Here is a 25,160-nt window from a genome sequence, read left to right as displayed (position 1 = left end):
AATCCTTACCACTGCCTTCCTTACTAAAGACTTCCGCCCTTGCGCCGATAAACACCGATCAAAGCCATCATCACAACAGGGCCAGAAAGGTGCAGAGAGGCGCCAACGATTTCCTCGGGACCATCGGCGAGAACGTCGCCAGGAACCTGCCGTACTTCGAACACGCACGCCGTTTCGATGGGCTCGGTCTCGCTCCGCTCGGCGTGCTCGTCGCGGCATGCGGCACCTTCTTCGTGCCGATGCCGTGCAACGTGCTGCTCGCCGCGCTCGTCTTCGGCGCGACCCTCGTCGTGCATCGCATGCAGAAGGCGAATCGCCAGGCCTTCGTCGCGCGGCAGGTCGCGCACGGCCTGCTTTCCATCGCGGAAGACTGCCTGAAGCTGCTCTCGCTCGAAGGCCGCATCATGTGCATCTCCGAGGTCGGCAGGCGTCTGCTCGAAGCGGATCGCGCCGAGGATCTCGTCGGCATCGACTGGCTCGCGTTCTGGGACGGTCCCGATGCGCGGCAAGCGTTCGAGCGTGCGAAAGCGGGTGAATCGACGTCGTTTTCCGGCGCGTGCCGCACGATGAACGGCAAGCTGAAATGGTGGACGTCGACCTTCGCGCCCGTCTACGGCGAGCACGGCAAGATCACCGCGGTGCTGTGCAAATCGCGCGACATCACGGCGGAAGTGAATCTCATCGACGAACTGCGCGGCAACGCGCGGGTGCAGAAGGACATGGAAGATCACGTCGATGCCGTCTTCTGGACCGCGACGCGCGATTTCCGCGAACTGCTGCACGTGAGCTCCGCATTCGAGCGCATGTGGGAAATGCCTATGGCCGCGCTCGAAGCCGATCAGACCGCATGGTCGGAGCGCGTGCATGCCGACGATCTGCCCGCGCTGCGCGACGAAATGCGCACGGCGCTGAACACGGGCGCCGCGACGCAGAGCTATTTCCGTCTGTGCCTGCCGCACGACCGCACGCGCTGGGTGCGAGCGGACATCTATCCGGTGACCGAGGACGGCGTCGTGTCGCGCGTCGTGAGCGTGTGCGTGGATGCCACCGACGAGCGTCAGCGTCTGCAGGAACTGCATCGGCTCGCGAACACCGACAGCCTCACCGGCCTCTCCAACCGCAACGCGATGATGGACGCGCTTCTGAAGCGCTGCGAAGCAGGCGCGGCGTTCGCGTATCTCTTCATCGATATCGATCGCTTCAAATCCATCAACGACACCGCGGGCCATATCGCCGGCGATGCCGTGTTGCGCACGATCGCGCGACGCATCCAGGAAACGCTGCCCGAAGGCGCCATCGCCGCGCGTCCGGGCGGCGACGAGTTCACGGTGATCCTGCCGGGCACGTTCGAACAGGAAAGCATCGCGCGCGCGTGCCGAAAGCTCTCGGTCGCCTGTCATCGTCCGATCAAGATCGAATGCAAGAGCGTGACGATGACATGCTCTATCGGCGTCGCGCTCTATCCGGAGCATGGCCGCACGCCCGAAGCGCTCTTCATCAGCGCCGACATGGCGATGTACGCCGCGAAGCGCGCGGGCCGCAACACGTTCCGCGTGTTCGGCGATCGCGAGAAGGACGATCTCGCGCGCGCGCATCTCGAAGCGGAACTGCACGGCGCGATCCGCGAGAATCAGTTCGTGCTGCATTATCAGCCGCAGTATCGCGTCGATTCGGGCGCGCTCGTCGGCGTCGAGGCGCTCTTGCGCTGGAATCATCCGCAGCTCGGACTGCTCGCGCCCGGCGCGTTCGTGCCGGTGCTGGAAGAGAGCGCGCTCATCGTAGAGGCCGGGCACTGGGTCATTCGCGAGGCCGTGCTGGCGGCGTCGCAACTCGCGCTCGCGCTGCCGCAAGCGTGCGCGGTGGCGCTCAACGTGTCGCCGAAACAGTTCCGCGATCCGCGCCTCGTGTCCGTGCTCAGGCACGCGATCAGGCGCGGCTGCATCGATTCGAACCGCATCACGCTGGAGATCACCGAATCCGCGCTGATCGATAACGTCGACGACGCGCAGGAAGTGCTCTCGAACGTGCGCGCGATGGGCGTGCGCATCGCCATCGACGATTTCGGCACGGGCTATTCGAGCCTCAGCTACTTCGCGCGTTTCCGGCCGGACGTGCTGAAGCTCGACAAGTCCTTCGTCGACAACATCGCCACCGATGCGATGGTGCGCACGGTGGTCGAAGGCGTGATCGATCTCGCGCACAAGCTCGGCGTGACGGTGGTCGCGGAAGGCGTCGAAACGCAGGAGCAGCTCGATACGCTGCGCGAAGTGAATTGCGACAAGGTGCAAGGCTTTCTGCTCAGCCGTCCCGTGCCGCTCGCAAGTCTGATGGCGCAGGCCGATGCGCGCGAGCTCGCTGCGTTGCGCTGAAGCGGGCGTTATCATCGCGAGATTCGCGGATGCGAGCCGGAGACAAGCGATGAACACTTCATCCTCACGCGTTGCACTGGCGGTGCTCGGCTTCGCGATCAGCACGCTCGCGCTCGCCGAATCCGCGCCGCCGTGCACAGGCGCAGGCGGTCTGGTTCAGGTTCGCGACTTCACGCCGGTGAGCCAGCAAGGCGGCGCGTCGCGTTTTCCCGGCTCGCGGCTGCGTGCCGCGCGCAACGCGATGAAGGTCGATCAGAACGCATCGGGGCTGGCCGAAGGGATCGTCAAGGCGCTCGACGCGAAGGGCATCGGCGCATGTCACATGACGGCGGATGCGCCGCCGCCTACCTCGGGCTGGCTCGTGACCGGCGAATTCGACGAAACGCTGTCGTCGGCATTCGGCGCCGCGCTGCCGTCGATGGGATCATCGGACGAACCGCCCAACACGCACGTCACCGTGCAGCTCGCCAATCTCGCGGCGAGCCCGGACGCGCCGCTCACGCAGATCGACACGAGCGGCGAGTTGAAAGGGCAGAAATCGGCGGCTGCGCCCAAGCCCTACGGCGCGGCGGCGCGCTTCGTGATCAACACGGCCGAATCCATCTCTTCGCTCGACGATCTCGCCGCCAAGATCGCCGATCAGATCGCGGCGGAGAAAGCGAAGCTCGACGGCACGCCGCAGTAACGCGAATCACAGCGCAAGAAGTGGAGTGCCGGCGCGCGCCGCATCCGTGACGATGAGTCATCTCGTCGCCTCACGGAGTCACTTCGATGCGCTTCCCCGCTTCCTTTCGACGCCTCGCCTGGTCCAACCTGCTCGCGCAATCGGCCGAGCAGATCGGCCTTGCCGCCGCACCGCTCGCCGCCGTGTTCGCGCTCGGCGCATCGGCCGTCGATATCGGTCTGCTGCAGAGCGCGCAGACGCTGCCGTTTCTGCTGCTGTCGATTCCGCTCGGCGTGATCGCGGACCGCCGTTCGCGCCGCACGCTGATGGCCGCCGCCGAATGCGCCCGCGCCGTCGCGATGGCCTGCGTCCTTCTTCTAGTGTTCTCGCACGCCTTGACGCTGCCGCTGCTCGCGCTGCTGGGCTTTCTCGGCGCGACGGGCACGGTCGCCTACAACGTCGCCGCGCCCGCGCTCGTGCCGGCGCTCGTCGAGCGTGCTGCGCTGCCTGCCGCGAACGGGCGCATCGAGCTTGCGCGCAGCGTCGCGTATTCGGCGGGGCCGGCGCTGGGCGGGCTGATCGTCGGATGGATCGGCGCGGGCTGGGCGTATGGCTGCGCGGCGGGCTTGTCGGCGGCGGCGGCGATGCTGCTCGCGGGATTGCGCGAACCGCCGCGTCAGAAGGCCGCCGCGCGCCATTTCCTGATCGAGCTGCGCGAAGGCGCGCGCTTCGTCGCCCGCGATGCGCTGCTGCGCCCGATGCTCGCCACTGCCGTTTTCTTCAACATCGGCTTTTTCACGTTGCAGTCGGTCTATGTGCCGTATGCGGTGCAGCGGCTCGGCCTGAGCGCGTCGGCGGTCGGCGTCACGCTCGGCGCGTATGGCGTCGGCATGGTGTGCGGCGCGCTCGCGGCGCCCGCCGTCACGCGGCGCATCGCGTTCGGCCGCATGCTGCTCGTCGGGCCGTTCTGCGGGCTGGCTGCATCGCTCGCGATGGTCGGAACGCTCGCCGCGCCGTCGTTCTGGCTCGCGGCGTCGAGCTTCTTCCTGATGGGCGCGGGGCCGATCCTGTGGACGGTCGGCTCGACGACGCTGCGTCAGGCCATCACGCCCGCGAGCATGATGGGCCGCGTCTTTGCGCTCAACAGCACGGCGACCTACGGCGCGCGGCCGCTCGGCGCGCTGCTCGGCGCGGCGATCAGCGCGCGTTTCGGCATGGCGCCGTGCCTCGTCGCGGCGGCGGCTGGCTTCGTCGTGCAGGCGTGGATCATCGCGATTTCGCCGGCGGCGCGTCTCGCCGAGGTGCCCGAGGCCGCGCTCGTTTGACGGGCGACGCGGGCGGACTCGCGAACATCGGCATTCGTTTCAGAATCCAGTCGAGCAATTCCTGCGGCCCCGCCGCGAGCGGACGCCCCGTCTTCACGAGCAGCTTCGCCTGCGCGCTTTCGAAGAGCGGATGCGCGATCGGGATCGTGGTCAGCTCGCCGCTCGCCAGTTCGCGATACGCGGCGAACTCGCCGATGAGCGTCATGAAATTCTCCGCGGCGACGAAGCGCTTCAACGCGCCGAGCGAGTTCGTCGTAAGCGCCGGGCGGATCGCGAAGTTGTCGGTCGTCTCCAGCATCTTCACGACATGGCCGATGCCGAAAGTGGGCGGCATCAGCGCGAGCGGATAGTCGAGCAGATCGTGAATCCGCGCGGCGCCGCCGCGCCGCGCGAGCGGATGATCGCGCCGCGCGAGCAGCACGACCGGCTGCGGCGAGCTCGCGCGGCTCTCGATGCGCTCGTGCGGCGGCGGATTGTACGCAAGCCCGATATGCGCGCGGCTTTGCGCGACTTCTTCCAGCAGGTCGTCGACGGCGAGCATCCGCATGTCGATTTCGAGGCGCGGATAGCGCGCGCAGAACGGCGCGAGCACGTCGTCGACGAGCGTATCGACATAGCCTTCGCTCACCGCGAGCCGGATTTGCCCTTGCTGCAATCCCTTCAGCGCGTGCAACTGGTCTTCGAGCTTCTCCTGTTGCGAGCGATAGCCGCGCCAGAATTCGAGCAGATGAAACGCCGCCTCGGTCGGCCGCACGCCGCGCGGCTCCCGCTCGAAGAGCGTGGTGTCGAGCTCGTCTTCGAGCAATTTGATCTGCCGCGCAATCACCGACGGCGACGTATTCAGATGATCCGCCGCCCCGCGAATCGTGCCGTGCGACAGCACTTCATGAAAGTAACGCAGGCGTTGCTGGTTGATTTCGCGCATGGTCATTGATCCAGTGTTGCTCACAGGGCAACGATACGTGAACTTAGTTGCTCTTGCTCGCACGGTCGCACGCGCTCAACATGGCCTCACCCGATGGGGGAGACAAACCAGGAGACGCGGATGTCGACGATTCAGACCTTGCGAGGCGGCGATGCCGTTTCGGCGCTCTACAGCAGGATCAACCGGCGGCTCCTGCCGCTCCTCATCGCGTGCTACATGTTCGCGTATCTGGACCGTGTGAACGTCGGCTTCGCGAAAATTCAGATGCAAAGCGATCTCGGTTTCTCCGATGCGGCGTACGGCGTCGGCGCCGGGATCTTTTTCATCGGCTATGTGCTGTTCGAGATTCCGAGCAACCTGATGCTGCCGAAGATCGGCGCGCGCCTCACGTTCAGCCGCATTCTCGTGCTGTGGGGCATCACGTCGGCGTGCATGCTCTTCGTGCGCAACGTGCCCGCGTTCTACGCGATGCGTTTCCTGCTCGGCGTCTTCGAAGCGGGCTTCGCGCCGGGCATGATCTATTACCTCTCGTGCTGGTACGGGCCGAAGCGCATGGCGCGCGCGATCGCGCTCGTGTTCGTCGCGGGTCCGCTTGGCGGCGTCGTCGGCGGGCCGCTCTCGGCGTGGCTGATCTCGTCGCTGGCGGGTGTCGGCGGACTGGCCGGCTGGCAGTGGATGTTTCTCGTCGAAGGCTTGCCGTGCATCGCGCTGGGTGCGCTCGTGTGGCGGGTGCTCGCCAATCGTCCCGGCGATGCGCGCTGGCTCACGCAAGACGAGCGGCGTCTCGTCGAGGCGGAAGTCGGCGGGCACGGCGGCGCGTCGCATCGCATTGAATCGTTCAGGGAGATCGCGAAGAATCCGCGCATCTATCTGCTGGCGATCGCGTACTTCTGCATCATCTTTCCGATCTATGCGATCAGCTTCTGGCTGCCTACGCTCATCAAAGAGCAAGGTGTGAACGACACGATGCATCTCGGCTGGTACGCCGCAATTCCGTATATCGCCGCCGCTATCGCGATGTATGCGGCAGCACGACGCTCCGACAGGGTCGGCGAGCGCCGCTATCACAGCGCGCTGCCCGCGCTCGCCGCCGCCGCGCTGCTGGTGATGACGCCGCATGCATCGGGCAATCTCGTCGTCACGCTTACGCTGCTCACGCTCGTCACGGCCTGCATGTGGATGGCCTACACGGTCTTCTGGGCGATTCCGTCCGAAACGATTTCCGGACCGGCCGCGGCGGGCGGCATCGCGCTCATCAACACGATCGGTTTGTCGGGCGGCTTCTGGGGCCCGGCGGTGATCGGCTGGGTGAAGTCCGCAACCGGCAGCACGAACGGCGGCCTCGTCGTGATGGCGGGCATGGCGGCGCTTTCATGCGTGCTGATTCTCACGAACAAACGCACGGTCGCCGCGGCCAACGCGCGCACGGCCTGAACATCGATCGACACTTTCAAGGACAACGGTCATGAAGATCCTGATCGCAGGATTCCAGCACGAAACGAACACCTTTGCGCCGACGAAGGCGAGCTATCAGAGCTTCATCCAGGGCGAAGGATTTCCGCCGATGGCGCACGGCGACGATGTATTGAAGCTGCGCGACGTGAACGTACCGGTCGGCGGTTTCATTCAGTGGGCCGAGGCCGAGGGACATGAACTGATTCCCGTGATCTGGGCGGGCGCGAGCGCATCGGCGCATGTGACGGAAGATGCGTACGAGCGCATTGCGGGCGCGATCGTCGATCGTGTGCGCGCGGGCGGCTTCGATGCGATCTATCTCGATCTGCACGGCGCGATGGTCACCGAGCATCTCGACGATGGCGAAGGCGAATTGCTGGCGCGCGTGCGCGGCATCGTCGGCGATGACATGCCGCTCGTCGTTTCGCTCGATTTGCATGCGAACGTCACCGCGCGCATGGTCGCGCTCGCGGATGCGCTCGTCGCGTATCGCACGTATCCGCACGTCGATATGGCGGAAACCGGTTTGCGCGCGGCGCACTTGCTCGCGAAGCGAATCGAACATGCCGGACCGTTGAAGCGTGCGATGCGCCGCGTGCCCTTCCTGATACCGGTGAACGGCATGTGCACGCTCGTCGAGCCGGCGCGCGGCATGTACGGCACGCTCGAATCGCTGGAAAAGGATGATGTCGTGTCGCTGTCGTTCGCGCCGGGCTTTCCCGCGTCGGACTTCGACGAATGCGGGCCGGTCATCTGGGGCTATGCGCTCGATCAGCAAGCCGCCGACCACGCCGTCGACGCGCTCTACACGACGCTCGTCAACGACGAAGCGCGCTGGGACGTGCCGTTTCTTTCGCCCGATGAAGCCGCGCGCGAAGCCATCGATGCGAGCCGCGACGCGACGAAGCCCGTGATCATCGCCGATACGCAGGACAATCCGGGCGTCGGCGGCGATTCGAACACGATGGGCATGGTCCGCGCGCTGTTGCGCAACGGTGCGCGCGATGCGGCCGTCGGCGTCATCTGGGACGAGAACGCGGCGCGGGCGGCGCATCGCGCGGGCGTCGGTGCGCGTATCGCGCTTGCGCTCGGCGGCGGCTCGAACGTGCCGGGCGATTCACCGCTTGAAGGCGAGTTCGAAGTCGAGTATCTGTCGGACGGGCGCTTTCGCTTCGATGGCCCGATGCTCAACGGCATGTCGGGCGAACTCGGGCCGACCGCGTGCCTGCGTATCGGCGGCGTGCGCATCGCGGTGAGCAGCATCAAGATGCAGGTGTTCGACCGCAATCTCTTTCGCGTAGCGGGCATCGAGCCGGAACGCATGAAGATTCTGGTCAACAAGAGTTCGGTGCATTTTCGCGCCGATTTCGAGCCGATCGCGTCGCGCATACTCGTCGCGAAGGCGCCCGGTCCGATGGCCGCCGATCCGGCCGATCTGCCGTGGCGCAAACTCGATGCACGCATGCGCGTGCGTCCGCTCGGACCGACGCTCGCCGCGCTGCGCGCATCGGCCGCGTGATGATTCGCGTTGTTTTCCGCTCATTGAATACGTCGACAAGAGGAGTATCGCAACATGCCGGATGATCAGATCAACACATGGCGCCGCCGTTTTCTCGGCACGACGATCGCGAGCGTCGGCGCGATGCAGCTCGGCTTGAGCGGCTTCGTTCGCGCTCAAACGCCGCAACGCACATCGCCGGGTGCGGGCTTCGCGGAGATCCGTCAGATCGATGCGGGCGCGCTTAACGTCGGATATGCGGAGGCGGGTCCGGCGAACGGTCCTGTCGTGATTCTGCTGCACGGCTGGCCGTACGACATCCACGCGTTCGCCGAGGTCGCGCCGTTGCTCGTCGCGCAGGGTTATCGCGTGATCGTGCCGTATCTGCGCGGCTACGGATCGACGCGCTTTCTTTCCGCCGATACGCCGCGCAACGGCCAGCAAGCGGTGATCGCCGTGGACATCATCGCGTTAATGGATGCGCTGAAGATCAAGCAGGCCACGCTCGGCGCGTTCGACTGGGGCGCGCGCACCGCGAACATCATCGCGGCGCTGTGGCCGGAGCGCGTCAAGGCGATGGTCTCCGTGAGCGGCTATCTGATCGGCAGCCAGCAGGCGAATCGCGCGCCGCTGCCGCCGAAGGCCGAGTTCGCGTGGTGGTATCAGTTCTACTTCGCGACGGATCGCGGCCAGGCGGGCTACGAGGCGAACCGTCACGCGTTCAACAAGCTCATCTGGCAACTCGCATCGCCGAAATGGAACTTCGATGACGCGACGTACGACCGGTCGGCGAAATCGTTCGAGAATCCGGATCACGTCGCGGTGGTGATTCACAACTATCGCTGGCGTCTCGGGCTCGTGCAGGGCGAGGCGCAATACGACGCGCTGGAGCAGCGTCTCGCGACCGCGCCGTCCATCGGCGTGCCGACGATCACGATGGAAGGCGATGCGAACGGTGCGCCGCATCCGGATCCATCGGCGTATGCGAAGAAGTTCACGGGCAAGTACCAGCATCGGAACATCGCGGGCGGCATCGGACACAATCTTCCGCAGGAAGCGCCCAAGGCTTTCGCGGATGCGGTGATCGAGGCGGGGCGGATGTGAGCGGGGCGGCGGGCGCGGTTTGCCCGCCGCGACTTCGAATCGAACAGTCCCACGCTTTCAGGCAAAAAACCAGATAATTACACCAGCCTGTCAAACGCATTTCACATTCATTTCCTAAAGTAGCGCATCAAACGGCACATCGGGCCGCAATGGCCCGGAGCAGGGACTTTCATCGCCGTTACACAACCCACGATCAAGGACTCGAAACCACACATGGCGCAGCGACTCGACCTTTCCCGCCGCAAAGCCCTCAAGATTCTCGCCGGCGCGCCGATGCTGCCGCTCGGCGGCGCGGCCACCGCTTCGTTGCTCGCCACCGCATGCGGCGGCAGCGACAGCAACGCGGCCACGCCCGCGCCCGCGCCGGCCGCCGCCTTCACCACGGCGACGTTCACCGGCATGGCCGCGCCGACGCTCGCCGATCCGAACGCGATGGCGAAGACCACCGTCGCGTCGACGATGACCGTGAACTTCAGCGACGGCAGCAACCGCGCCTACAAGCTCGCTTATCAGCCGTTCTTCATGACGGGCGATGTCGTGCCGAACACGGCGGGCGGCACGATCGTCGCGGGCGGCTACTTCGATATCGACAATCAGCCGATCGTCGACCGTTCTGCGCCGGGCAAGGAGCGCCAGTTCTTCTCGGATTGCCCGGACGGCACGTCGCTCATCAAGCTCGACAATCCGGCGGTGAAGGGCGTGAAGGGCAACCCCGTGTTCGCGGTCGTGCAGTTCGAATACACGACGCGCGATCAAAGCGCCGTCAGCATGTATGGACGCCTGCCGTCGCCGATCGCCGTGCTCACGCTCGATCAGGATCCGGCAACCGGCAAGCTCTCGCTCGTGAGCTACGCGAACGTCGATACGTCGAAGGCGCACGGTCTGTGGATCACATGCGGCGCGAGCCTGTCGCCGTGGAACACGCATTTGTCGAGCGAAGAGTACGAGCCGGATGCGGCGCTTTCATCGACGGACGCGCAGTTCAAGGCATACAGCAAGAACCTTTACGGCGACGAAACGAAAGCGCGCCCCTATCACTACGGCCATGTGCCCGAAGTCACCGTGCATGCGGACGGCACCGGCACGATCACGAAGCACTATTGCCTCGGGCGCATCTCGCACGAACTGATTCAGGTGATGCCCGACAAGCGCACCGTGATGATGGGCGACGACGCCACCAACGGCGGCATCTTCATGTTCGTCGCGGACAAGGCAGCGGATCTCTCGGCGGGCACGCTCTACGTCGCGAAGTGCGCGCAGACGTCGTCGGCGGGCGCGGGCTCGGCCACGCTGACGTGGCTCAACCTCGGTCACGCGACGAGCGATGAAATCGAGCATCTCGCCGACACGCTGACGATCGCCGACATCATGGACGTCGTCACCGACGAAAAGGTCGGCCCGGCGCTGGATGCGACCTACACGCGCATCCATTTCGGCGGCAAGTTCAACTGGATCCGCATCAAGCCGGGCATGGAGAAAGCGGCCGCGTTCCTGGAGACGCATCGCTATGCCGCGCTGCGCGGCGCGAGCATGTGCTTTACGAAGCTCGAAGGCACGACGGTCAACGCGAAGGACAAGATCGTCTATTCGGCGATGTCGCAGATCGTCAAGTCGATGGTGAAGGGCGACGCGCATTCGACGGACATCGCGCTCGATCGCGCCATCACCGCCGGCGCCGTCTATGCGTTCAATCTGAAGGGCGGCCAACGCGATCTCACCGGCGCCGCGATCGACAGCGAATGGGTGCCGGTCGACATGGCCGCGCCGGCCGCGCTCGTCGGCGAAGACATTGCGTCGGACGCGCTCGGCAATCTCGCGAACCCGGAGCGCATCGCGAATCCGGATAACCTGAAGTTCTCGGAGAAGCTGCGCACGCTGTTCATCGGCGAGGACAGCGGCGCGCACGTCAACAACTTCCTGTGGGCGTACAACGTCGATACGAAAGCGCTGACGCGCGTTCTGTCGGCGCCTGCGGGCGCGGAATCGACGGGCCTGCACGCAGTCGACGAGATCAACGGCTGGACCTACGTCATGAGCAACTTCCAGCATGCGGGCGACTGGGAAACGGCGCTGCACGGCAAGGTGCAGGCGACGCTCGATCCGCTCATCCGCGCGAACTACAAGGACCGCTTCGGCGCGGCGGTGGGGTATCTGACTGCCGATCCGGCGTCGATCAAGCTGGGCTGACGAGGAAAAGGAAAACGCCGCGATCAGCGGTCGCGGCGTCGATGCTTTTCCCGCGTGAAATCAGCAGCGCCGCTCGCAATCGATATATTCGAAGCCCGCCGCGATTGCAAAGCGGATCGCCTCTTCGACGTTGGGAAACTCGCCCGGCAGTCGCACGGAACGCTCCATGCCGTTCAAATCCTGGATTCGCGCCGTCGCGGCAAACACATTGCCCTGCCGGACCGCCGCCGGCGTGACCATCATGTCCCTGTAGCTGAAGACCATTTTTTCTCTGTCGATGTTATCGGCCCGCGCGGTATGACTGCGGGGCCCTCGTCTCGGATATCGAAAAGGCCGCGGACGATCGTTTGGCCTCTTCTGTTTCAGGTTATCGGCACGGGTGAACGTTTCTTTACGGGGAGCGTTTAAAAGCGTCTGGAGGAAGACTTCCAAACGTTTCGTCCGATCGGATCGATGCCTTGTTTCCGGGAAACGGCACGAACGCCATGCTGCAATCTACCGGCGCGGCGCTTGCCCCGCTCGCGTCGGCGCACGTGACGCTCACTCTGCCGCCCGCTACGAATGGCAGCGACGTGCCGTGCGCGCCGCTCGCTACGAGCGCATCCGCGACCGTGAAGTTCGACGGCGCGACGTTGTTCAGCGAGATCATCAAAGGATCGACGACAAGCGGATTCGGCCAGCCGATCGTGCCGCCCGACGAGCCCGCGCCTTGCAAGACCGGACTCGCGGAATTGAAGCCCAGGAACGTATAGCTCGATGTATCGAAGACGCGCACGCGAGACCGTCCGGACATGACTGCGGCGTGCGGATGCACACGTTCGAATAGCGTATTGGCTTCTTGAAAGCGATCGAATCGTCGATGTCGTATGACATCGCCAGAATATAAGGTATCCGAATGAACATGCCGATACTTGGTGCTCACGCTTAAGCCATTTCAACGACCGATCCGCTGATTCATGCCGACTTCATCGGATGGTGCTAAGGTGCTGCCAATCGTTTTCTTTCAACCGGGCAGCATGGAGTTCAGTCGGCCATGAAAGTTCGTCTCTGGAAAGCGGCAAGTCTACTTCTCGTCACCTCGGGCGCGTGGGCGCAAACGAGCGTCACGATGTACGGCCGTATCGATGGCGGCATCGAATATCTGAATCACATTGCAAACGGCACGGGCGGCAGCGTTTCGCGATGGAGCGCCGAAGGCGGCGACTGGGGCACCAGCATGTGGGGCCTCAAAGGCAACGAGGATCTCGGCGGCGGCCTTAGCGCCGTCTTCGACCTCGAAACCGCCCTCCAGATCATGAACGGCACCACCGGCGGCGGACGTCAATGGTCGCGCCGCGCGTATGTCGGTCTGAGCTCGAAAACGTGGGGCCAGTTGCAGGCGGGCCGCAACCTTTTCATCGATAGCGACGGCGTGTGGGAATTCGATCCCTTCGTGCAGGAGGCGGTTTCATCGGCGTCGCTCGTGCGCGGGCGCAACTGGCAGCAGACGAGCAATAACGTCGAGTACCACAGCCCCGTGTTTCATGGCTTCGACGTGCAGGGGCAGTATGCGTTCGGCAATCAGCCGGGCGCGTTCAATTCGGGCGCGCAAGGGGAGTTCGGCCGCTCCGAAGGCATCATGCTGACGTATCACTCACCGGTGCTCGACGTGCGCGGCATCTACGACGAGCTGCGCAGTCAGGACGGCAAGCTGGACAACATATTTCAGGCGTCGCGCGAGTACTTCGTCGGCGCGAACCTGAAGGTGGACAAGTGGAAGGTGCAGGCCGCCTACACGCACTACGCTGCGCCGGATTCTCCCGCGGGCGTGGCCGACAGCGCCGATCACTACTGGCTCGGCGCAACCTATCAGGCCACGCCCGCGTGGGCGGTCACCGCGGCTGGCTTCTATATCCACGTGGGCGAGGGTGCGGGCGATGCGGCGCATGATCCCGCGAGCCACGCGATGCTCTACGCGCTCGGCACGACCTACAACTTCAGCAAGCGCACGTTCCTGTACGGCACCGTGGCCTACGTGCGCAACAGCGCGAACGGCACGTTCTCGGTCTTCGCGACACCGCGCGACGCCGAGCCGAGCACGAGCCCGATGGCGGGCGAGTCGCAGACGGGCGCTTACGTCGGGATGATGCACATCTTCTGAAACGCGCGAGGCATTGCGCCGTTCACGAGCGCGCGTTCTTGAGCCAGTCTTCCAGCGCGATGTTTCCACGGCGCGCGACGCCGGTCGGCACGAGCGAGTCCTCTGTAATCGTGCCGCCGAAGTACGTCGCTTTGGGATCGACGACGATCTCACGCGCATCGCCCTGCGTCTTCAGATATCGACCGACTATCCGATGCAACGGCGCACGCTCCGGCCCCGCGATATCGACGATGCCATTCAGCGGCGCGGCGAGCGCGACATCGGCGACGATGGCCGCGACGTCGTCAGCGGCGATCGGCTGGAACTGTCCCGTCGACAGATGCACCTTGCCGTCGTGCGTGCCCGCATCGGCGATGCCGCCGAGAAACTCCATGAACTGCGTTGCGCGGATGATCGAATACGGCACGCCCGATTCCGCGATCAGCTTCTCCTGCGCGAGCTTCGCGCGAAAATAGCCGTTGTCCGTCATGCGGTCCGTGCCGACGACCGATAGCGCGACATGATGCTGTACGCCCGCGGCGGCTTCGGCCTTGACGAGATTCGTCGTGGACGTGCGGAAGAACGCCATCACGTCGTCCGGCGCCCATGAAGGCGCGTTCGATACGTCGATCACGATGTGCGCGCCGCGAAGCGCTTCATTCAGCCCTGCGCCGCTCACCGAATCCACGCCGTTGCGCGGCGACGCGGCAATCGCCTCATGGCCCTTGCCACGCAAAATCGCGACCGTTTTCGCGCCGATCAAACCCGAACCGCCAATGACGACGATTTTCATGATGCACCTCTCGATCAAAGGTAAGTGAATGTGAGTTCATTGTGTGACAATCATGGCTTAGCAAGAAGGGACAAGAATCGTCGAACGGACTAGTCCATGTCACGAGCCAGCAACACACTGACCATAGCAATCGACCGGCGCGAAGCGTCGCCGATCTATCTGCAAATTTGCGAACGCTTCAAGGCCGCGATCGCGGCGGGCCATCTGAAGCCAGGCGATCGCGTGCCCGCGTTGCGGGGACTCGCGACGCAGTTGAATACTGCGCGCGGCACGGTCGAGATGGCCTATAACATTCTCGTCGATGAGGGTTATGTGCAGATGCGCGGCGCGGCGGGCACGTTCGTGTCGTCGTCGCTGCCGGGCGCGGTCACACGGTCCGCCGCGCGCAAGAGCCGCGAACGTGCGGATGCGCCGCGTGTCAGGCGCGTCGAACAGGCCGCCGATATCGGCAACGATGCGAAGCCTTTACGCCCCGGCCTGCCCGCGCTCGATGCGTTTCCGCGCAAGGTATGGAGCCGGCTCGTCGCGTATCGCGCGCGCAGCGGGGACGTTGCCGCGCTCACATATCCCGATCCTTCCGGTTATCGGCCATTGCGCGAGCGCATCGCGACATATCTCGGCTTGTCGCGGGGCGTGGAGTGCGTGCCGGAACAGGTGTTCGTGACGAACGGTTATCGCTCGACGCTTGAACTGATTCTGCGCAGTCTCGCGAAGCCGGATGACCGCGGGTGGTTCGAAGAGCCGGGTTATCTGCTCGCGCGTAACTTTCTCGTCGAAGCGGGCGTGCGGCTCGTGCCGGTGCCGGTCGATCAAGAAGGGCTCGATGTCGATGCCGGCATTGCGCTCGATGCCGATGCGCGCTTCGCATTCGTCACGCCATCGCATCAGAGTCCGCTCGGGGTGACGCTGTCGCTCGCGAGACGCATGAAGCTGCTTGACTGGGCGAGCCGCGCGGGGAGCTGGATCGTCGAGGACGATTACGACAGCGAGTTCCGTTACGTGGGCCGTCCGCTGCCCGCGCTGAAAAGCCTCGATCGCGATGATCGCGTGATCTATTGCGGCACGTTCAGCAAGGTGCTGTTTCCGGGCTTGCGGCTTTCCTATGTGGTGGTGCCCGAGCGGGCGGTCGCGCGCTTCGCGAAACTCACGAAAAGCATGAATGCGGGCTCGCCTTATCTCTTTCAGGCGGCGGTGGCGGACTTCATCGCGCAAGGGCATTTCGCGCGGCACTTGAAGCGAATGCGCGCGCTGTATGCCGAGCGGCGCATGCTGCTTTCGAACGCGATCGTGAAGGCGTTCGGCGATCGCGTGAGCATCGAACTGCCGACGGGCGGCATGCACCTCGTCGCGATCTTTTCGAAGGGACGCGACGGTCTCATCGACGACATGGCGATCGCTGCCCGCGCGCGCGAAGCGGGGCTCGCGGTGCTGGCGCTATCGGCGTGGTATCTGAACGGGCGCACGAAGCATACGTTGCGCGGGATCGTTGCGGGCTTCGCGAATGTCGCCGATGCCGCGGAAGCCGCGCGTCTTGCGCGTCTTCTCCGGCGCGCATATGACGGTTAGGGCGTGATCGCGTCGTTCGAAGCGAAGAGCGCGTGTCGGCCGATTTCATCGCGTGCACGGTGCAGCGCTTCGTTCACGGCATCATCGCCACGCACGAGTCCTTGCAACAAGAGAAAGTGCAGGCTCTGAAGGCCGATCGAGCCGAGCGCGTAACGCACATACGGCGTGAGGAAATCCCGCTGACGCGCGTGCTCGCCGCCATGAAAGCCGCCCGATCCGACGATCACGAACGTGGGCCGGTCGCGCATCAGGCCGACCTTGCCTTCGGGCGTGGACGCGAACGTGCGGTGAATGCGCAGCACGTAATCGATCCACAACTTCAACGCGGCGGGCACGGTGAAATTATGCATCGGCGTGTTGATGATGAGGGCATCCGTCGTTTCGAGTTCGCGGACCAGTTGCTCGGACACGTCGAACGAGGCGGTGTCCAGATGACGCGATGTGATCGCGCGCGCATAGTCTTGCGTGATGGGCGGCAGCGGCTGCGCGGCGAGATCGCGTTCGATGACTTCCATGCGCGCAGTCTTGCGCAGCATGCCGATCATTTCCAGTGCAAGCCGATAGCCATGACTCGCATCGCCGTGCGGGCTCGCGTTGATGAAGAGCACGTTCATCGCGGGGCCTCCGTGTCCTTGCCGGCGAGCGCATCGACGAAGTGCATGCCTTTCGCGAGCAGGCCGTTGCGATAGTAGAAGCGCTGCGCGAGCGCCATGTGCAGGCCGGTGTCGAGCACGAAATGCGCACAGTGCGAATGACGCGCGATCTCGCGGACCTTGTCGAGCAATTGCGCGCCGATGCCGCTGCGTTGCAGCCGCGCAGTGACGACGAGGTCGTCGAGATAGACGAAACGCCCGTACAGCGTGTTCGTCTGCGTCCGATAGCCGGCGAGACCGAGGATCGCGCGGTCGTCGTCGCATGCGGCGAGCAGGCGATAGCTCTCCTCGCGTTGGCGGCGCATTTGCACGCGGAAGGCGTCGGCGTCGGTGAGATGCGGGCGCAGTTCCTTCATGATGTCGAAGGCGCGTGTCCAGTCGTCGGGATCGTCGAGATGCCGGAAGGTGATCGAGGTGTTCATGCGTGATCTCCACGTTGCATGACACGTACGATAGCGGCGCGTTGGCGCGGGCTGAAGGGCCAAGAATTGGGGTCTTGACCGGGCCATAGGGTTGGATCTGGTGCTGCCTTGGGTTCGTCACCCGGTGAAGCGCGGTGCTCGGGCAGTTTTTTCGGGGAGGCCGTTTGCGGATAAGCTGAACGCGGCCGTCTTCAGCCCTTCGATTGCAAGTGGTGGACGAGGTTCGAAGTTCTGTTCAAGTCAAACAAGCAGCCATCTGAGCGCTTAGGGCGAAGAGCGTTGCGGAGGCGAAGTTGCACCGCTATTGCGTGACCGCTGCCCGAAAAGAACGTGTCCGCATCACCTTTATTTGGCATAACGCCGCTGCCATTCTCCTGGTGTCACGCCGACCATCGAGGAAAAAACGCGAATCAGATGGCTTTGATCTGTGAAGCCGCACATCGCGGCGATTTCCGCGCCCGTATGCTCGCGTTTTTTCAACAGCCCTTTAGCAACTTCCACCCGTCGCAAAAGAAGCCACTGATGGGGAGCAACGCCCGTCGACATCTTGAATGCGCGCGAGAAGTGGGCGGCCGACAACCCGCACTCGGATGCGACCTCGGCAATCGAAACTGCTCCTGACAGCCTGGATGAGATCAGGTCTTTTGCACGGGCTAGTTGCGCGGGCGCCAAGGCTCCTGTCAGACTCGCCGCCTCCGGTCGAACGCCGCCATAGGTGCGCGCGAGGTGGGCATGCAGTGCATTTATGAGTCCGCTGAGGAACAGGTCGTTGGCCTGATCCGGTGCTTCCATTGCAGGCAGCATCAATTGCGCCAATTGATGGACGACGGGATCCTGTACGCCGTCCGGGATCACGAGATCGATTATGGGCCGAACGCCATCGCGTGCGGCGATCGCTTCAAGTCCGGCTCGAGGAAAATAAAACTGGATGCAGTCGATTGCGCCCATGACATGCGAGGATGGCGATTGCTCCAAATCGACGACAGCCAGTCCTCCCGCTGGCCAGGGACCGACCGGCTTCGGGCGGTCGTCCATCCACATCTTATGGCTGAGAAGCGGGCATAACTGCAGCACGACAATCAGAGCTCGCTCCCGCTTGATCGGCAATGAACGCGCGAGTCCGGCGGGCCCCGAGGTCAGACGGGTCGCGGCGAAGGATGTGTCGCCGCCGATCCTTACCAGCTTATGCGACCGGGCGCGACGAAGTCCGAATGTTCGGGCGATCGAGTCGCCGTATGCGTCGCTTTTCATCCCTTTGTATTCCGATCTGCGCCACCCAATACTGGGCACAACTTAGAATTGCCGGAGTAAAGATGGCCGGCGGGCTAAGCATTGAGCATAGGCAGGCAGTTTTATATTTTCAAGGGGGGCCAGATGCGGGCACCATATTGAAACAGTCACGGCGATCTGCGCGACCGTTTACTCTGATCAGACAATAGCGGTGCGGTCATGGCGCTGTCGATTTTGTTGCGAGATTCGTCAAGCAGATCCAACTTTCCGCAGGTTTATCCAATCGTCGGCGCCCCGGACCTATCAGAATGGAACCGAAGATGAGCCAGCATTGCTGTTGAAGATGTGAGTGATCAATTGCCTTTGCAGGAGTCGTTGACTGTTTGCGCCTGGCGGCGGGGGCACGTGAACGACTTCTTACGCTGCCCCTCAACTTTGTGAAAAGGCCTTGCGATGAATCTCGATCGAAGCGATACGGCGGTGGTCTTCATCGACCCGCAGAACGACGTTCTGAGCCCGTCTGGAAAAAACTGGGGGGCGGTAGGTGCGAGCGTCACGGAGAACAAAACGGTTGAAAACATGTTGAGAATATTTGCGGCGGCGAAATCCGCCGATTTCAATGTTTTCATATCGCCGCATTACTTCTTTCCGACCGATCGTGCGTGGAAGTTCAATGGCCCGCTGGAAGCTGACGAGTTTTCAACCGGTACGTTCTCACGCGAGGGCCCTCTGAACCTGCTGGGATTTCAGGGATCCGGCGCGGACTGGCTTGAAGAATTCAAGCCCTACATCGATGACGGCCGCACGGTCGTCGCGAGTCCCCATAAAGTTTTCGGGCCGCAAACGAACGACCTCGTACTGCAATTGCGCAAACGCTACACGCGCAAGGTGATCCTCGGTGGCATGCTCGCCAACATGTGTGTCGAGGCTCATTTGCGGGATTTACTCGAACAGGGTTTCGAGGTCTACGTCGTAGCCGACGCGACCGCAGGGCCTCGCCATCCCGTTTGGGGCGACGGCTATAAAGCCGCAATGATCAACTACGCGTTTCTCGCACACGCTGTGGTTTCCACTGACGAGATCATCGCAACGATGATTTGAGTCTTTGGTGGTCGGCGTCCAGGTCTTCGACCTCACAAGTCTTTCGGTTCCACCGCCCTCTACACCTGGCGCCAAGTGGCAGGTCACCCATCAGCCCATGGAGCATCGTTATGAACAGTGTCGCTTCGAGTCCTGCGTCTTCTGTCAGTCTCTCGAAACCCGTCTATCCCGTCACACATCACCGGACGGCGGCAATCGAAGGACTAAACATCTTTTACCGGGAGGCCGGGCCGCCGGACGCGCCTGTGGTTCTGCTATTGCATGGTTTTCCGACGTCGTCGCACATGTTCAGGCATCTGATTCCTGCACTCGCCGACCGTTACCACGTGATTGCGCCGGACTATCCGGGTTATGGACAAAGCGATATGCCGGATCGCGCGGAGTTTGCATACACGTTCGACCGTTTCAGCGAACTGGTAGACGGACTTCTCGATCAACTCGGTGTTACCCGGTACGCAATGTATGTGATGGACTATGGCGCGCCTGTCGGCTGGCGACTTGCTCTCAAGTATCCGGACCGCGTGACAGGCTTCATCGTCCAGAACGGGAATGCATACGACGAAGGCCTCAAGGCATTCTGGGACCCTATCAAAACGTATTGGGCCGACGGCTCGGATGCGAGCCGCAAAGCGTTGCTGTCGCTACTCACTATCGAGACGACTATCTTTCAATATACCGACGGCGTATCCGATCGCACCCGCGTATCGCCGGACAACTGGGTCCACGATCAAGCCTTGCTCGATCGCCCCGGCAACAATGACATCCAGCTCGACCTGTTCTATGACTATAGAACCAATCTGCCGCTATACCCGCAAGTGCAGGCGTATTTCCGGGAGTTCAAACCTCCGATGCTGATCGTGTGGGGCAAGAACGATTTCATTTTTCCGGCGGACGGCGCGTATCCGTATAAAAACGATCTGCCCGACGTCGAGACCCATCTGCTCGACACGGGTCATTTCGCGTTGGAAGACAAGGCGGATGAGATGGTCCCGCTGATACGCGATTTCCTTGGGCGAAACGTTGAATCGAAGGCTCGGTCGGGCAACGCGGCAATATGAGTGCGAGGGCCACGTGTGCGATCGGCGCGCGCGGTGGCTCTCCTATAAAGTGATCATAGGTATCACTAAGTAACCAACTCAGCATTAATGCGCGCGCAGGCGATTGGCCCAATTCGGCCGCTCTGTAATCGACGCGTGGCGGTGCCTCGCAACCGTCCTTGGCGGTGGGCGGCGCCGTCCTCAGGCTGCTGGCGCTGCTCGTATGTTGTCACGTCGAAAAAAAGCGGCTTTCGCGGCGCTGCAAGCCGAACTACTTTGAATATGTCGTGAACACGAAATCTGCGCTAGCTGGCAATTTCGCGTGGCAAGCAAAGCAGCTATTGACGATCTTCAAACTCGGATTAGCCTTGCCGTTCTCGAATTGCCCGTAACCCCATCCGCCCGTATTCGCGAAGCGCTTGGAGTCCTTTACCTCGATCTGAACATTGGTTGGTGCTCCAGCGACGAAAGATTGTTCGCGGCCGAAAATGGCGTTGTTCCGCGCTGACGAAACATACTCGTAGGCAAGCCGCACGATGATGGAACCGTCGGGAAAGGGCAACGTTCCTTCCTTGAGCGCTTTCATTGCGATGTCGTTCCCGAGGATGCCTCGGATATCGTTGTTGTTGCCTGCTTCATGCGCAACGCTGATGAATTGCCAGTCGCGGTAGCCTGGAGGAAGAGTGACGCCGAACACCGGCGAGGCCCGCCCGTCCGAGCCCGACGATGTGCTTTCTTCAGCCGCGGTCGATAGAGATATCGAACCGGAGAGCGACGTCGATATCAACGCCAGGACGATCAGTTTCCGAGTCATCTTGTGGCCTCCGAATCAAATACGCAAAGCTCGAGCCTGATTTCAAGCTAGCCCTGCGATTAATCTTTGTCAAGGCGACGAGGGCCAGTCGACATCGGCCCGGGCCCGGCTATTTTCGGACGTCGCCAACGCTGCGACGCTGACACTTGACCGTCTGCTTCGCTCGGTCATCGGTCATTCTTGGGTGAGCCGCGCGTGCGCCAGCTCGCTGCACAGCGTGGCTTCAGTCGCCAGTGGCCAGTTCGCGCCGGGCGCTCCTGCGCAGGACATCTGCGGGCACGCCAAACGTTCGGAGGAACGCGCGGCGCATACGTTCCCGGTCCGCGAAACCCGTTTCCTGCGCGACCACGTTGATCGTGTGGCGGCCTTGCTCGATCATGAACCTGGCTGCTTCCAGGCGAAGCTGTTCCACAGCTTTGGCCGGTGACTGGCCGGTCTCGGCTACGAAGGCACGGCTGAACTGACGAGGACTGAGGTTCGCCACATCGGCAAGTTCCTCGATGGTGAGGGGATTGCGCAGGTTGCTGCGAATGTGCGTGAGGACCGATTCGATACGGTCGGACTTGGGCGTCATATCGAGCAGCGCGGAGTGTTGCATCTGCCCGCCGAGACGACGCTGATTCATGACGAGGAGCCGCGCGACCATTTTTGCGGTATCGGCGCCGAGGTCGTTCTCGAGCAACGCCAACGCAAGGTCGATACCGGCCGTCATTCCAGCCGAAGTCCAGATCGGGCCGTCGTTGACGAAGATCCGGTCTTCCTGCGTGATGACGTTCGGAAACCGCGCCCTGAATTCCGCCGCATGCGCCCAATGCATCGTCGCGCGCCTGCCATCCAGCAGCCCGGCCTCGGCCAGAACGAAGGCACCGCTGCATATCGACGTCATTCGTCGCGATGCTCTGGCCGCCTCCTTCACGAAAGCCAACACGGCGGCGTCGGGAGTCGGGATTCTCATTTCCGTGATCGAGCCTACGATGACCGTGTCGAATGCGGCATCGCCAAATGCTTCAGTGTCCAGCTTCATGCCGCCCGAAGACTCGACGGGACCACCGCGTTCGGACAACACATGGACTTCGTAGCTCTGGCTTCCGTGAGGCATGTTCGCAATCTCGAACACCGTCAGGGCCGCGAGGCTCATCATCTGAAATCTTCTCGGCACTATGAAGCCAATCCGGTGCATGTCTGATCCTGCCGTCCGCAAAAGGAACGCGGTGTGAATGTGCGCTGCCTGGAGTGGCTTCCAGATAGCAGCCGCATGACCCAAAGCCGTGCGCGGTCCGCGCTCGAGCGATCGATGTCATGAATGGTGGCAACAACGACATAGATCGTAATGGCTCGCGACGTTAAGGTACAAGCACTTCTCTCACCGCTTCGCAGCAACGAAAGGAACACCATCATGTCGAAAATCATCCGGGCCGCGGCCGTTCAGATCGCGCCTGTTCTCTACAGCCGGGAAGGCACTGTCGATAAAGTCGTCAGAAAGATTCGCGAGCTCGGCAAGCAGGGCGTCCAGTTCGCGACGTTCCCCGAGACCGTCGTTCCCTATTATCCGTACTTCTCTTTCCTCGAATCGCCATTTGCGATGGGCGCCGAGCATTACAAACTGCTCGAGCAGGCGGTGAGGGTCCCGTCGGAGACGACGCGCGCAATCGGCGAAGCGGCACGCCAGGCCGGCATGGTGGTGTCGATCGGCGTCAATGAGCGCGACGGCGGGACGATCTACAACACACAACTGCTATTCGATGCGGATGGCACGCTCGTACAGCGGCGCCGGAAGCTCTCGCCGACTTATCACGAGCGAATGGTCTGGGGAATGGGCGATGGCTCCGGTTTGCGTGCAATCGATACCGCCGTGGGAAGGGTCGGCCAACTGGCGTGCTGGGAGCACTACAACCCGCTCGCTCGTTACGCGCTAATGGCCGATGGTGAGGAAATCCATTCGGCCATGTATCCGGGTTCTTTCGCTGGTGATCTTTTCTCCGAGCAGATCTCCGTGAACATCCGGCAGCACGCGCTGGAGGCGGGTGCCTTCGTGGTCAATGCGACCGCCTGGCTGACTCCCGAGCAGCAACAGCAGATTCTGCAGGATACCAACACGACCCAGATCGGCCCGATTTCCAGCGGCTGCTTCACCGCGATCGTTTCGCCGGAGGGCGAGTACATGGGCGGCGCGCCGTTGCGTGAAGGGGAGGGAGAGATCATCGCCGATCTGGATTTCTGGCAGATCGACAAGCGCAAACGCATGATGGACTCGCGTGGTCATTACAGCCGCCCCGATGTGCTTGGGCTGGTGATCGACCGCACGCCGAAGTTGCACGTCATCGAGCGATCGGTGACCTCGCTTGAGCCTGCGCGTGGCATCAGCGATACCGTCGTCGAGTGCGCATCGCGTGAGTGCGATGTCACAGACGCATGAAATTCAACCAGGCAACTTCGAGCCAACTACGAAGAGGTAAGCGAAATGGACTTCAACGATGTCATGCTGGAGCGCAATGCCGAATTTGCACACGCCGGGTTCGCCCCTGAACTCAAGATGATGCCGTCGACGGGAACGGTCGTCGTGGGATGTGTCGATCCTCGCGTCGATCCCGCGAATGTGCTCGGCCTGAAGCAGGGTGAGGCGGCCGTCATTCGCAACGTCGGCGGCCGGATCAACAAGCCGTTGCTGGAAACGTTGGCGGTGCTGAGCGTTGTAGCGAAAGCAGCAGGGCGCCCCGATGGCGCGCGCAATCTCGTCCTGCTTCAGCACACGGATTGCGGGATCATCGGCTGCCACAAGCATGCACCCGCGTTGCTCGCGAAGCATCTTGGCGTCGAGACGGACTCGCTCGATGAACTCGCCATCACCGAACCGTACGAGGCGGTGGTCCTCGACGTGGCAGCACTCCGGGCGAACAAGGACCTTCCCGATAGCCTGATCGTGTCGGGACTGGTTTACGACGTCAAGACGGGCCTCGTCGAGACTGTCGTTCCTCCCGCGCCGTTGCGTGAGACGGCAGGCGAACGATGAAGCGTTCGACCTCGACGCCAAAGACTGGCTGGGTTGATTTGTTCAGCGGCAGTCGTTCACAGTGACAGCACGGGATGACAGTTTCACCTCGGACGCATGCTGTAGGAACCGCGACGGCTCGATCGGCAGCATTGGGTCGGCAAACGCCGTCGCCAGAAACTCCACGAACTCCGTACCGTTCACGCCAACAACCGCGCCATCAACTCCGGGGTCCCCCTCACGCCATACTTGCGCAGCAAGCTCGCACGATGAATGTCGACCGTGCGCGGACTGATATTCAACTCCTTGCCGATCTCCTTGCTCGTCATGCCGTGCACGAGCAGAGCGGCCACATCACGCTCGCGTTCGGTCAACATGCTCGCGTTGTCGGATTGCTTGGTGCCCTGCGACAAGTCCGTGAAAGTCCAGATCGCAAGTTCGAAAGGCCGCTTCGGGTTATATCCGAAGCCGCAAACGGTGACCCAGAAATGCGTGCCGTCGATACGCCGCATGATGCGGTCATCGCTGAAGAGCGCATGCTTCGCGAGCAGAGGCGCGAGACGGCGGCCAGTAGTGGAAAAGTCCTTGCGCTGCGGATAAAGCTTAGAGAACGATTGATCGACGATATCGCGGCGCGTCGCCCTGAAGAGTTCCAGCGCTCGCGAATTGCAATCCACCATGACCCGTTCTCTCGCGACGATGACGGCAACGGGCAAATGCCTGAAAAGATCCTCGTAGTCGAGTTCGGGCGTCGAATCGGTCATATCGGAAAGCTTGCCGCGTCTGGCGAAAAGTTATCGTAACACCGGGGTTCGATAACTTTCGCGCAGCATCAGACGTTCCAGACTTCGCCGAAGAAGCGCATCCAGTTCTCGCCCATCACCTTCTTGATGCGCGACTCGCTCCAGC

General features: G+C 62.8%; 23 protein-coding genes. 14 read left to right on the top strand and 9 right to left on the bottom strand.

Annotated elements, in window-relative coordinates; all coding sequences use genetic code 11:
* The first annotated feature begins 89 nt into the window (after positions 1 to 89).
* From NCS28_RS22895 to NCS28_RS22885, 3 genes are all read left to right on the top strand, one after another.
* Positions 90 to 2,369, top strand: a complete 2,280-nt coding sequence (locus tag NCS28_RS22895) for a putative bifunctional diguanylate cyclase/phosphodiesterase (RefSeq protein ID WP_250516065.1) — start codon at positions 90 to 92, stop codon at positions 2,367 to 2,369.
* A 49-nt stretch (positions 2,370 to 2,418) separates the two neighbouring features.
* Positions 2,419 to 3,054, top strand: coding sequence for a hypothetical protein (locus NCS28_RS22890; protein ID WP_250516064.1), 636 nt, complete (start codon positions 2,419 to 2,421; stop codon positions 3,052 to 3,054).
* Between the two features lie 86 nt (positions 3,055 to 3,140).
* Complete coding sequence (locus tag NCS28_RS22885; RefSeq protein WP_250516063.1) at positions 3,141 to 4,358, top strand: MFS transporter; 1,218 nt, start codon at positions 3,141 to 3,143, stop codon at positions 4,356 to 4,358.
* Here NCS28_RS22885 and NCS28_RS22880 read toward each other — a convergent pair.
* Complete coding sequence (locus NCS28_RS22880; RefSeq protein WP_250516062.1) at positions 4,300 to 5,283, bottom strand: LysR family transcriptional regulator; 984 nt, start codon at positions 5,281 to 5,283, stop codon at positions 4,300 to 4,302. The genes NCS28_RS22885 and NCS28_RS22880 overlap by 59 nt on opposite strands.
* 120 nt (positions 5,284 to 5,403) lie before the next feature.
* Here NCS28_RS22880 and NCS28_RS22875 point away from each other — a divergent pair, with 120 nt between their 5' ends.
* The 4 genes from NCS28_RS22875 to NCS28_RS22860 all read left to right on the top strand — a co-directional run bounded on the left by NCS28_RS22875 (position 5,404) and on the right by NCS28_RS22860 (position 11,527).
* Positions 5,404 to 6,717: an MFS transporter gene (locus NCS28_RS22875; protein ID WP_250516061.1), complete on the top strand. Its 1,314-nt coding sequence runs from the start codon at positions 5,404 to 5,406 to the stop codon at positions 6,715 to 6,717.
* Between the two features lie 31 nt (positions 6,718 to 6,748).
* On the top strand, positions 6,749 to 8,257 hold the full coding sequence (locus NCS28_RS22870; RefSeq protein WP_250516060.1) for a M81 family metallopeptidase: 1,509 nt from the start codon (positions 6,749 to 6,751) through the stop codon (positions 8,255 to 8,257).
* Between the two features lie 54 nt (positions 8,258 to 8,311).
* Positions 8,312 to 9,340: an alpha/beta fold hydrolase gene (locus tag NCS28_RS22865; RefSeq protein WP_250516059.1), complete on the top strand. Its 1,029-nt coding sequence runs from the start codon at positions 8,312 to 8,314 to the stop codon at positions 9,338 to 9,340.
* A gap of 213 nt (positions 9,341 to 9,553) precedes the next feature.
* Positions 9,554 to 11,527, top strand: a complete 1,974-nt coding sequence (locus NCS28_RS22860) for a PhoX family protein (protein WP_250516058.1) — start codon at positions 9,554 to 9,556, stop codon at positions 11,525 to 11,527.
* A 60-nt stretch (positions 11,528 to 11,587) separates the two neighbouring features.
* On the opposite strand, the gene NCS28_RS22855 is transcribed toward NCS28_RS22860, so the two are convergent.
* The gene (locus NCS28_RS22855) at positions 11,588 to 11,959 is read right to left on the bottom strand and encodes a hypothetical protein (protein WP_250516057.1); all 372 of its coding nucleotides are present in this window, start codon (positions 11,957 to 11,959) and stop codon (positions 11,588 to 11,590) included.
* A 53-nt stretch (positions 11,960 to 12,012) separates the two neighbouring features.
* Between NCS28_RS22855 and NCS28_RS22850 the strand changes: the two genes are divergently transcribed.
* Together NCS28_RS22850 and NCS28_RS22845 are read left to right on the top strand one after the other, a co-directional pair.
* Positions 12,013 to 12,279: a hypothetical protein gene (locus NCS28_RS22850; protein ID WP_250516056.1), complete on the top strand. Its 267-nt coding sequence runs from the start codon at positions 12,013 to 12,015 to the stop codon at positions 12,277 to 12,279.
* Between the two features lie 281 nt (positions 12,280 to 12,560).
* Positions 12,561 to 13,667: a porin gene (locus tag NCS28_RS22845; RefSeq protein WP_250516055.1), complete on the top strand. Its 1,107-nt coding sequence runs from the start codon at positions 12,561 to 12,563 to the stop codon at positions 13,665 to 13,667.
* A gap of 22 nt (positions 13,668 to 13,689) precedes the next feature.
* Here the strand turns inward: NCS28_RS22845 and NCS28_RS22840 are convergent, their stop codons facing one another.
* Complete coding sequence (locus tag NCS28_RS22840; RefSeq protein ID WP_250516054.1) at positions 13,690 to 14,439, bottom strand: SDR family oxidoreductase; 750 nt, start codon at positions 14,437 to 14,439, stop codon at positions 13,690 to 13,692.
* A 96-nt stretch (positions 14,440 to 14,535) separates the two neighbouring features.
* Here NCS28_RS22840 and pdxR point away from each other — a divergent pair, with 96 nt between their 5' ends.
* Positions 14,536 to 16,005 (top strand): MocR-like pyridoxine biosynthesis transcription factor PdxR, encoded by a 1,470-nt coding sequence (pdxR, locus tag NCS28_RS22835; RefSeq protein WP_250516053.1) that lies wholly within the window; start codon positions 14,536 to 14,538, stop codon positions 16,003 to 16,005.
* Here pdxR and NCS28_RS22830 read toward each other — a convergent pair.
* From NCS28_RS22830 to NCS28_RS22820, 3 genes are all read right to left on the bottom strand, one after another.
* Positions 16,002 to 16,619: an FMN-dependent NADH-azoreductase gene (locus NCS28_RS22830; protein WP_250516052.1), complete on the bottom strand. Its 618-nt coding sequence runs from the start codon at positions 16,617 to 16,619 to the stop codon at positions 16,002 to 16,004. The genes pdxR and NCS28_RS22830 overlap by 4 nt on opposite strands.
* The gene (locus NCS28_RS22825) at positions 16,616 to 17,080 is read right to left on the bottom strand and encodes a GNAT family N-acetyltransferase (RefSeq protein ID WP_250516051.1); all 465 of its coding nucleotides are present in this window, start codon (positions 17,078 to 17,080) and stop codon (positions 16,616 to 16,618) included. Before NCS28_RS22825 ends, NCS28_RS22830 begins: the two co-directional genes overlap by 4 nt.
* A gap of 345 nt (positions 17,081 to 17,425) precedes the next feature.
* A complete protein-coding gene (locus NCS28_RS22820) occupies positions 17,426 to 18,331 on the bottom strand; it encodes a helix-turn-helix domain-containing protein (RefSeq protein WP_250516050.1) in 906 nt (301 codons plus the stop codon).
* 432 nt (positions 18,332 to 18,763) lie between these two features.
* Between NCS28_RS22820 and NCS28_RS22815 the strand changes: the two genes are divergently transcribed.
* Positions 18,764 to 19,411 (top strand): cysteine hydrolase family protein, encoded by a 648-nt coding sequence (locus NCS28_RS22815; protein WP_250516049.1) that lies wholly within the window; start codon positions 18,764 to 18,766, stop codon positions 19,409 to 19,411.
* A 110-nt stretch (positions 19,412 to 19,521) separates the two neighbouring features.
* On the top strand, positions 19,522 to 20,469 hold the full coding sequence (locus NCS28_RS22810; protein ID WP_250516048.1) for an alpha/beta fold hydrolase: 948 nt from the start codon (positions 19,522 to 19,524) through the stop codon (positions 20,467 to 20,469).
* 250 nt (positions 20,470 to 20,719) lie between these two features.
* On the opposite strand, the gene NCS28_RS22805 is transcribed toward NCS28_RS22810, so the two are convergent.
* Positions 20,720 to 21,262 (bottom strand): cytochrome P460 family protein, encoded by a 543-nt coding sequence (locus NCS28_RS22805; RefSeq protein WP_250516047.1) that lies wholly within the window; start codon positions 21,260 to 21,262, stop codon positions 20,720 to 20,722.
* Between the two features lie 223 nt (positions 21,263 to 21,485).
* Positions 21,486 to 22,442 carry a GlxA family transcriptional regulator gene (locus NCS28_RS22800; protein WP_250516046.1) on the bottom strand — a complete coding sequence of 319 codons (957 nt, stop codon included), beginning with the start codon at positions 22,440 to 22,442 and terminating at the stop codon, positions 21,486 to 21,488.
* A 216-nt stretch (positions 22,443 to 22,658) separates the two neighbouring features.
* Between NCS28_RS22800 and NCS28_RS22795 the strand changes: the two genes are divergently transcribed.
* On the top strand, positions 22,659 to 23,678 hold the full coding sequence (locus NCS28_RS22795) for a nitrilase-related carbon-nitrogen hydrolase (RefSeq protein WP_250516045.1): 1,020 nt from the start codon (positions 22,659 to 22,661) through the stop codon (positions 23,676 to 23,678).
* A 45-nt stretch (positions 23,679 to 23,723) separates the two neighbouring features.
* A complete protein-coding gene (locus tag NCS28_RS22790; protein WP_250516044.1) occupies positions 23,724 to 24,272 on the top strand; it encodes a carbonic anhydrase in 549 nt (182 codons plus the stop codon).
* A gap of 179 nt (positions 24,273 to 24,451) precedes the next feature.
* Here NCS28_RS22790 and NCS28_RS22785 read toward each other — a convergent pair whose 3' ends face one another.
* Positions 24,452 to 25,015: a PAS and helix-turn-helix domain-containing protein gene (locus NCS28_RS22785; RefSeq protein WP_250516043.1), complete on the bottom strand. Its 564-nt coding sequence runs from the start codon at positions 25,013 to 25,015 to the stop codon at positions 24,452 to 24,454.
* Between the last annotated feature and the right edge of the window lie 145 nt (positions 25,016 to 25,160).

The sequence above is a fragment of the Caballeronia sp. INDeC2 genome, assembly GCF_023631325.1.
Taxonomy (GTDB): domain Bacteria; phylum Pseudomonadota; class Gammaproteobacteria; order Burkholderiales; family Burkholderiaceae; genus Caballeronia.
The sequence above is the reverse complement of the archived record's forward strand: the minus strand, read 5'-3'. Positions and strand labels throughout refer to the sequence as shown.

Coding starts and splice junctions, on each gene's coding strand:
- NCS28_RS22890 (WP_250516064.1), top strand. CDS start 2,419: ATGAACACTTCATCCTCACGCGTTGCACTGGCGGTGCTCGGCTTCGCG.
- NCS28_RS22860 (WP_250516058.1), top strand. CDS start 9,554: ATGGCGCAGCGACTCGACCTTTCCCGCCGCAAAGCCCTCAAGATTCTC.
- NCS28_RS22790 (WP_250516044.1), top strand. CDS start 23,724: ATGGACTTCAACGATGTCATGCTGGAGCGCAATGCCGAATTTGCACAC.
- NCS28_RS22830 (WP_250516052.1), bottom strand. CDS start 16,619: ATGAACGTGCTCTTCATCAACGCGAGCCCGCACGGCGATGCGAGTCAT.
- NCS28_RS22820 (WP_250516050.1), bottom strand. CDS start 18,331: ATGAAAAGCGACGCATACGGCGACTCGATCGCCCGAACATTCGGACTT.
- NCS28_RS22825 (WP_250516051.1), bottom strand. CDS start 17,080: ATGAACACCTCGATCACCTTCCGGCATCTCGACGATCCCGACGACTGG.
- NCS28_RS22850 (WP_250516056.1), top strand. CDS start 12,013: ATGCTGCAATCTACCGGCGCGGCGCTTGCCCCGCTCGCGTCGGCGCAC.
- NCS28_RS22800 (WP_250516046.1), bottom strand. CDS start 22,442: ATGCACCGGATTGGCTTCATAGTGCCGAGAAGATTTCAGATGATGAGC.
- NCS28_RS22880 (WP_250516062.1), bottom strand. CDS start 5,283: ATGCGCGAAATCAACCAGCAACGCCTGCGTTACTTTCATGAAGTGCTG.
- NCS28_RS22785 (WP_250516043.1), bottom strand. CDS start 25,015: ATGACCGATTCGACGCCCGAACTCGACTACGAGGATCTTTTCAGGCAT.
- NCS28_RS22805 (WP_250516047.1), bottom strand. CDS start 21,262: ATGACTCGGAAACTGATCGTCCTGGCGTTGATATCGACGTCGCTCTCC.
- pdxR (WP_250516053.1), top strand. CDS start 14,536: ATGTCACGAGCCAGCAACACACTGACCATAGCAATCGACCGGCGCGAA.
- NCS28_RS22845 (WP_250516055.1), top strand. CDS start 12,561: ATGAAAGTTCGTCTCTGGAAAGCGGCAAGTCTACTTCTCGTCACCTCG.
- NCS28_RS22865 (WP_250516059.1), top strand. CDS start 8,312: ATGCCGGATGATCAGATCAACACATGGCGCCGCCGTTTTCTCGGCACG.
- NCS28_RS22815 (WP_250516049.1), top strand. CDS start 18,764: ATGAATCTCGATCGAAGCGATACGGCGGTGGTCTTCATCGACCCGCAG.
- NCS28_RS22810 (WP_250516048.1), top strand. CDS start 19,522: ATGAACAGTGTCGCTTCGAGTCCTGCGTCTTCTGTCAGTCTCTCGAAA.
- NCS28_RS22840 (WP_250516054.1), bottom strand. CDS start 14,439: ATGAAAATCGTCGTCATTGGCGGTTCGGGTTTGATCGGCGCGAAAACG.
- NCS28_RS22870 (WP_250516060.1), top strand. CDS start 6,749: ATGAAGATCCTGATCGCAGGATTCCAGCACGAAACGAACACCTTTGCG.
- NCS28_RS22875 (WP_250516061.1), top strand. CDS start 5,404: ATGTCGACGATTCAGACCTTGCGAGGCGGCGATGCCGTTTCGGCGCTC.
- NCS28_RS22885 (WP_250516063.1), top strand. CDS start 3,141: ATGCGCTTCCCCGCTTCCTTTCGACGCCTCGCCTGGTCCAACCTGCTC.
- NCS28_RS22795 (WP_250516045.1), top strand. CDS start 22,659: ATGTCGAAAATCATCCGGGCCGCGGCCGTTCAGATCGCGCCTGTTCTC.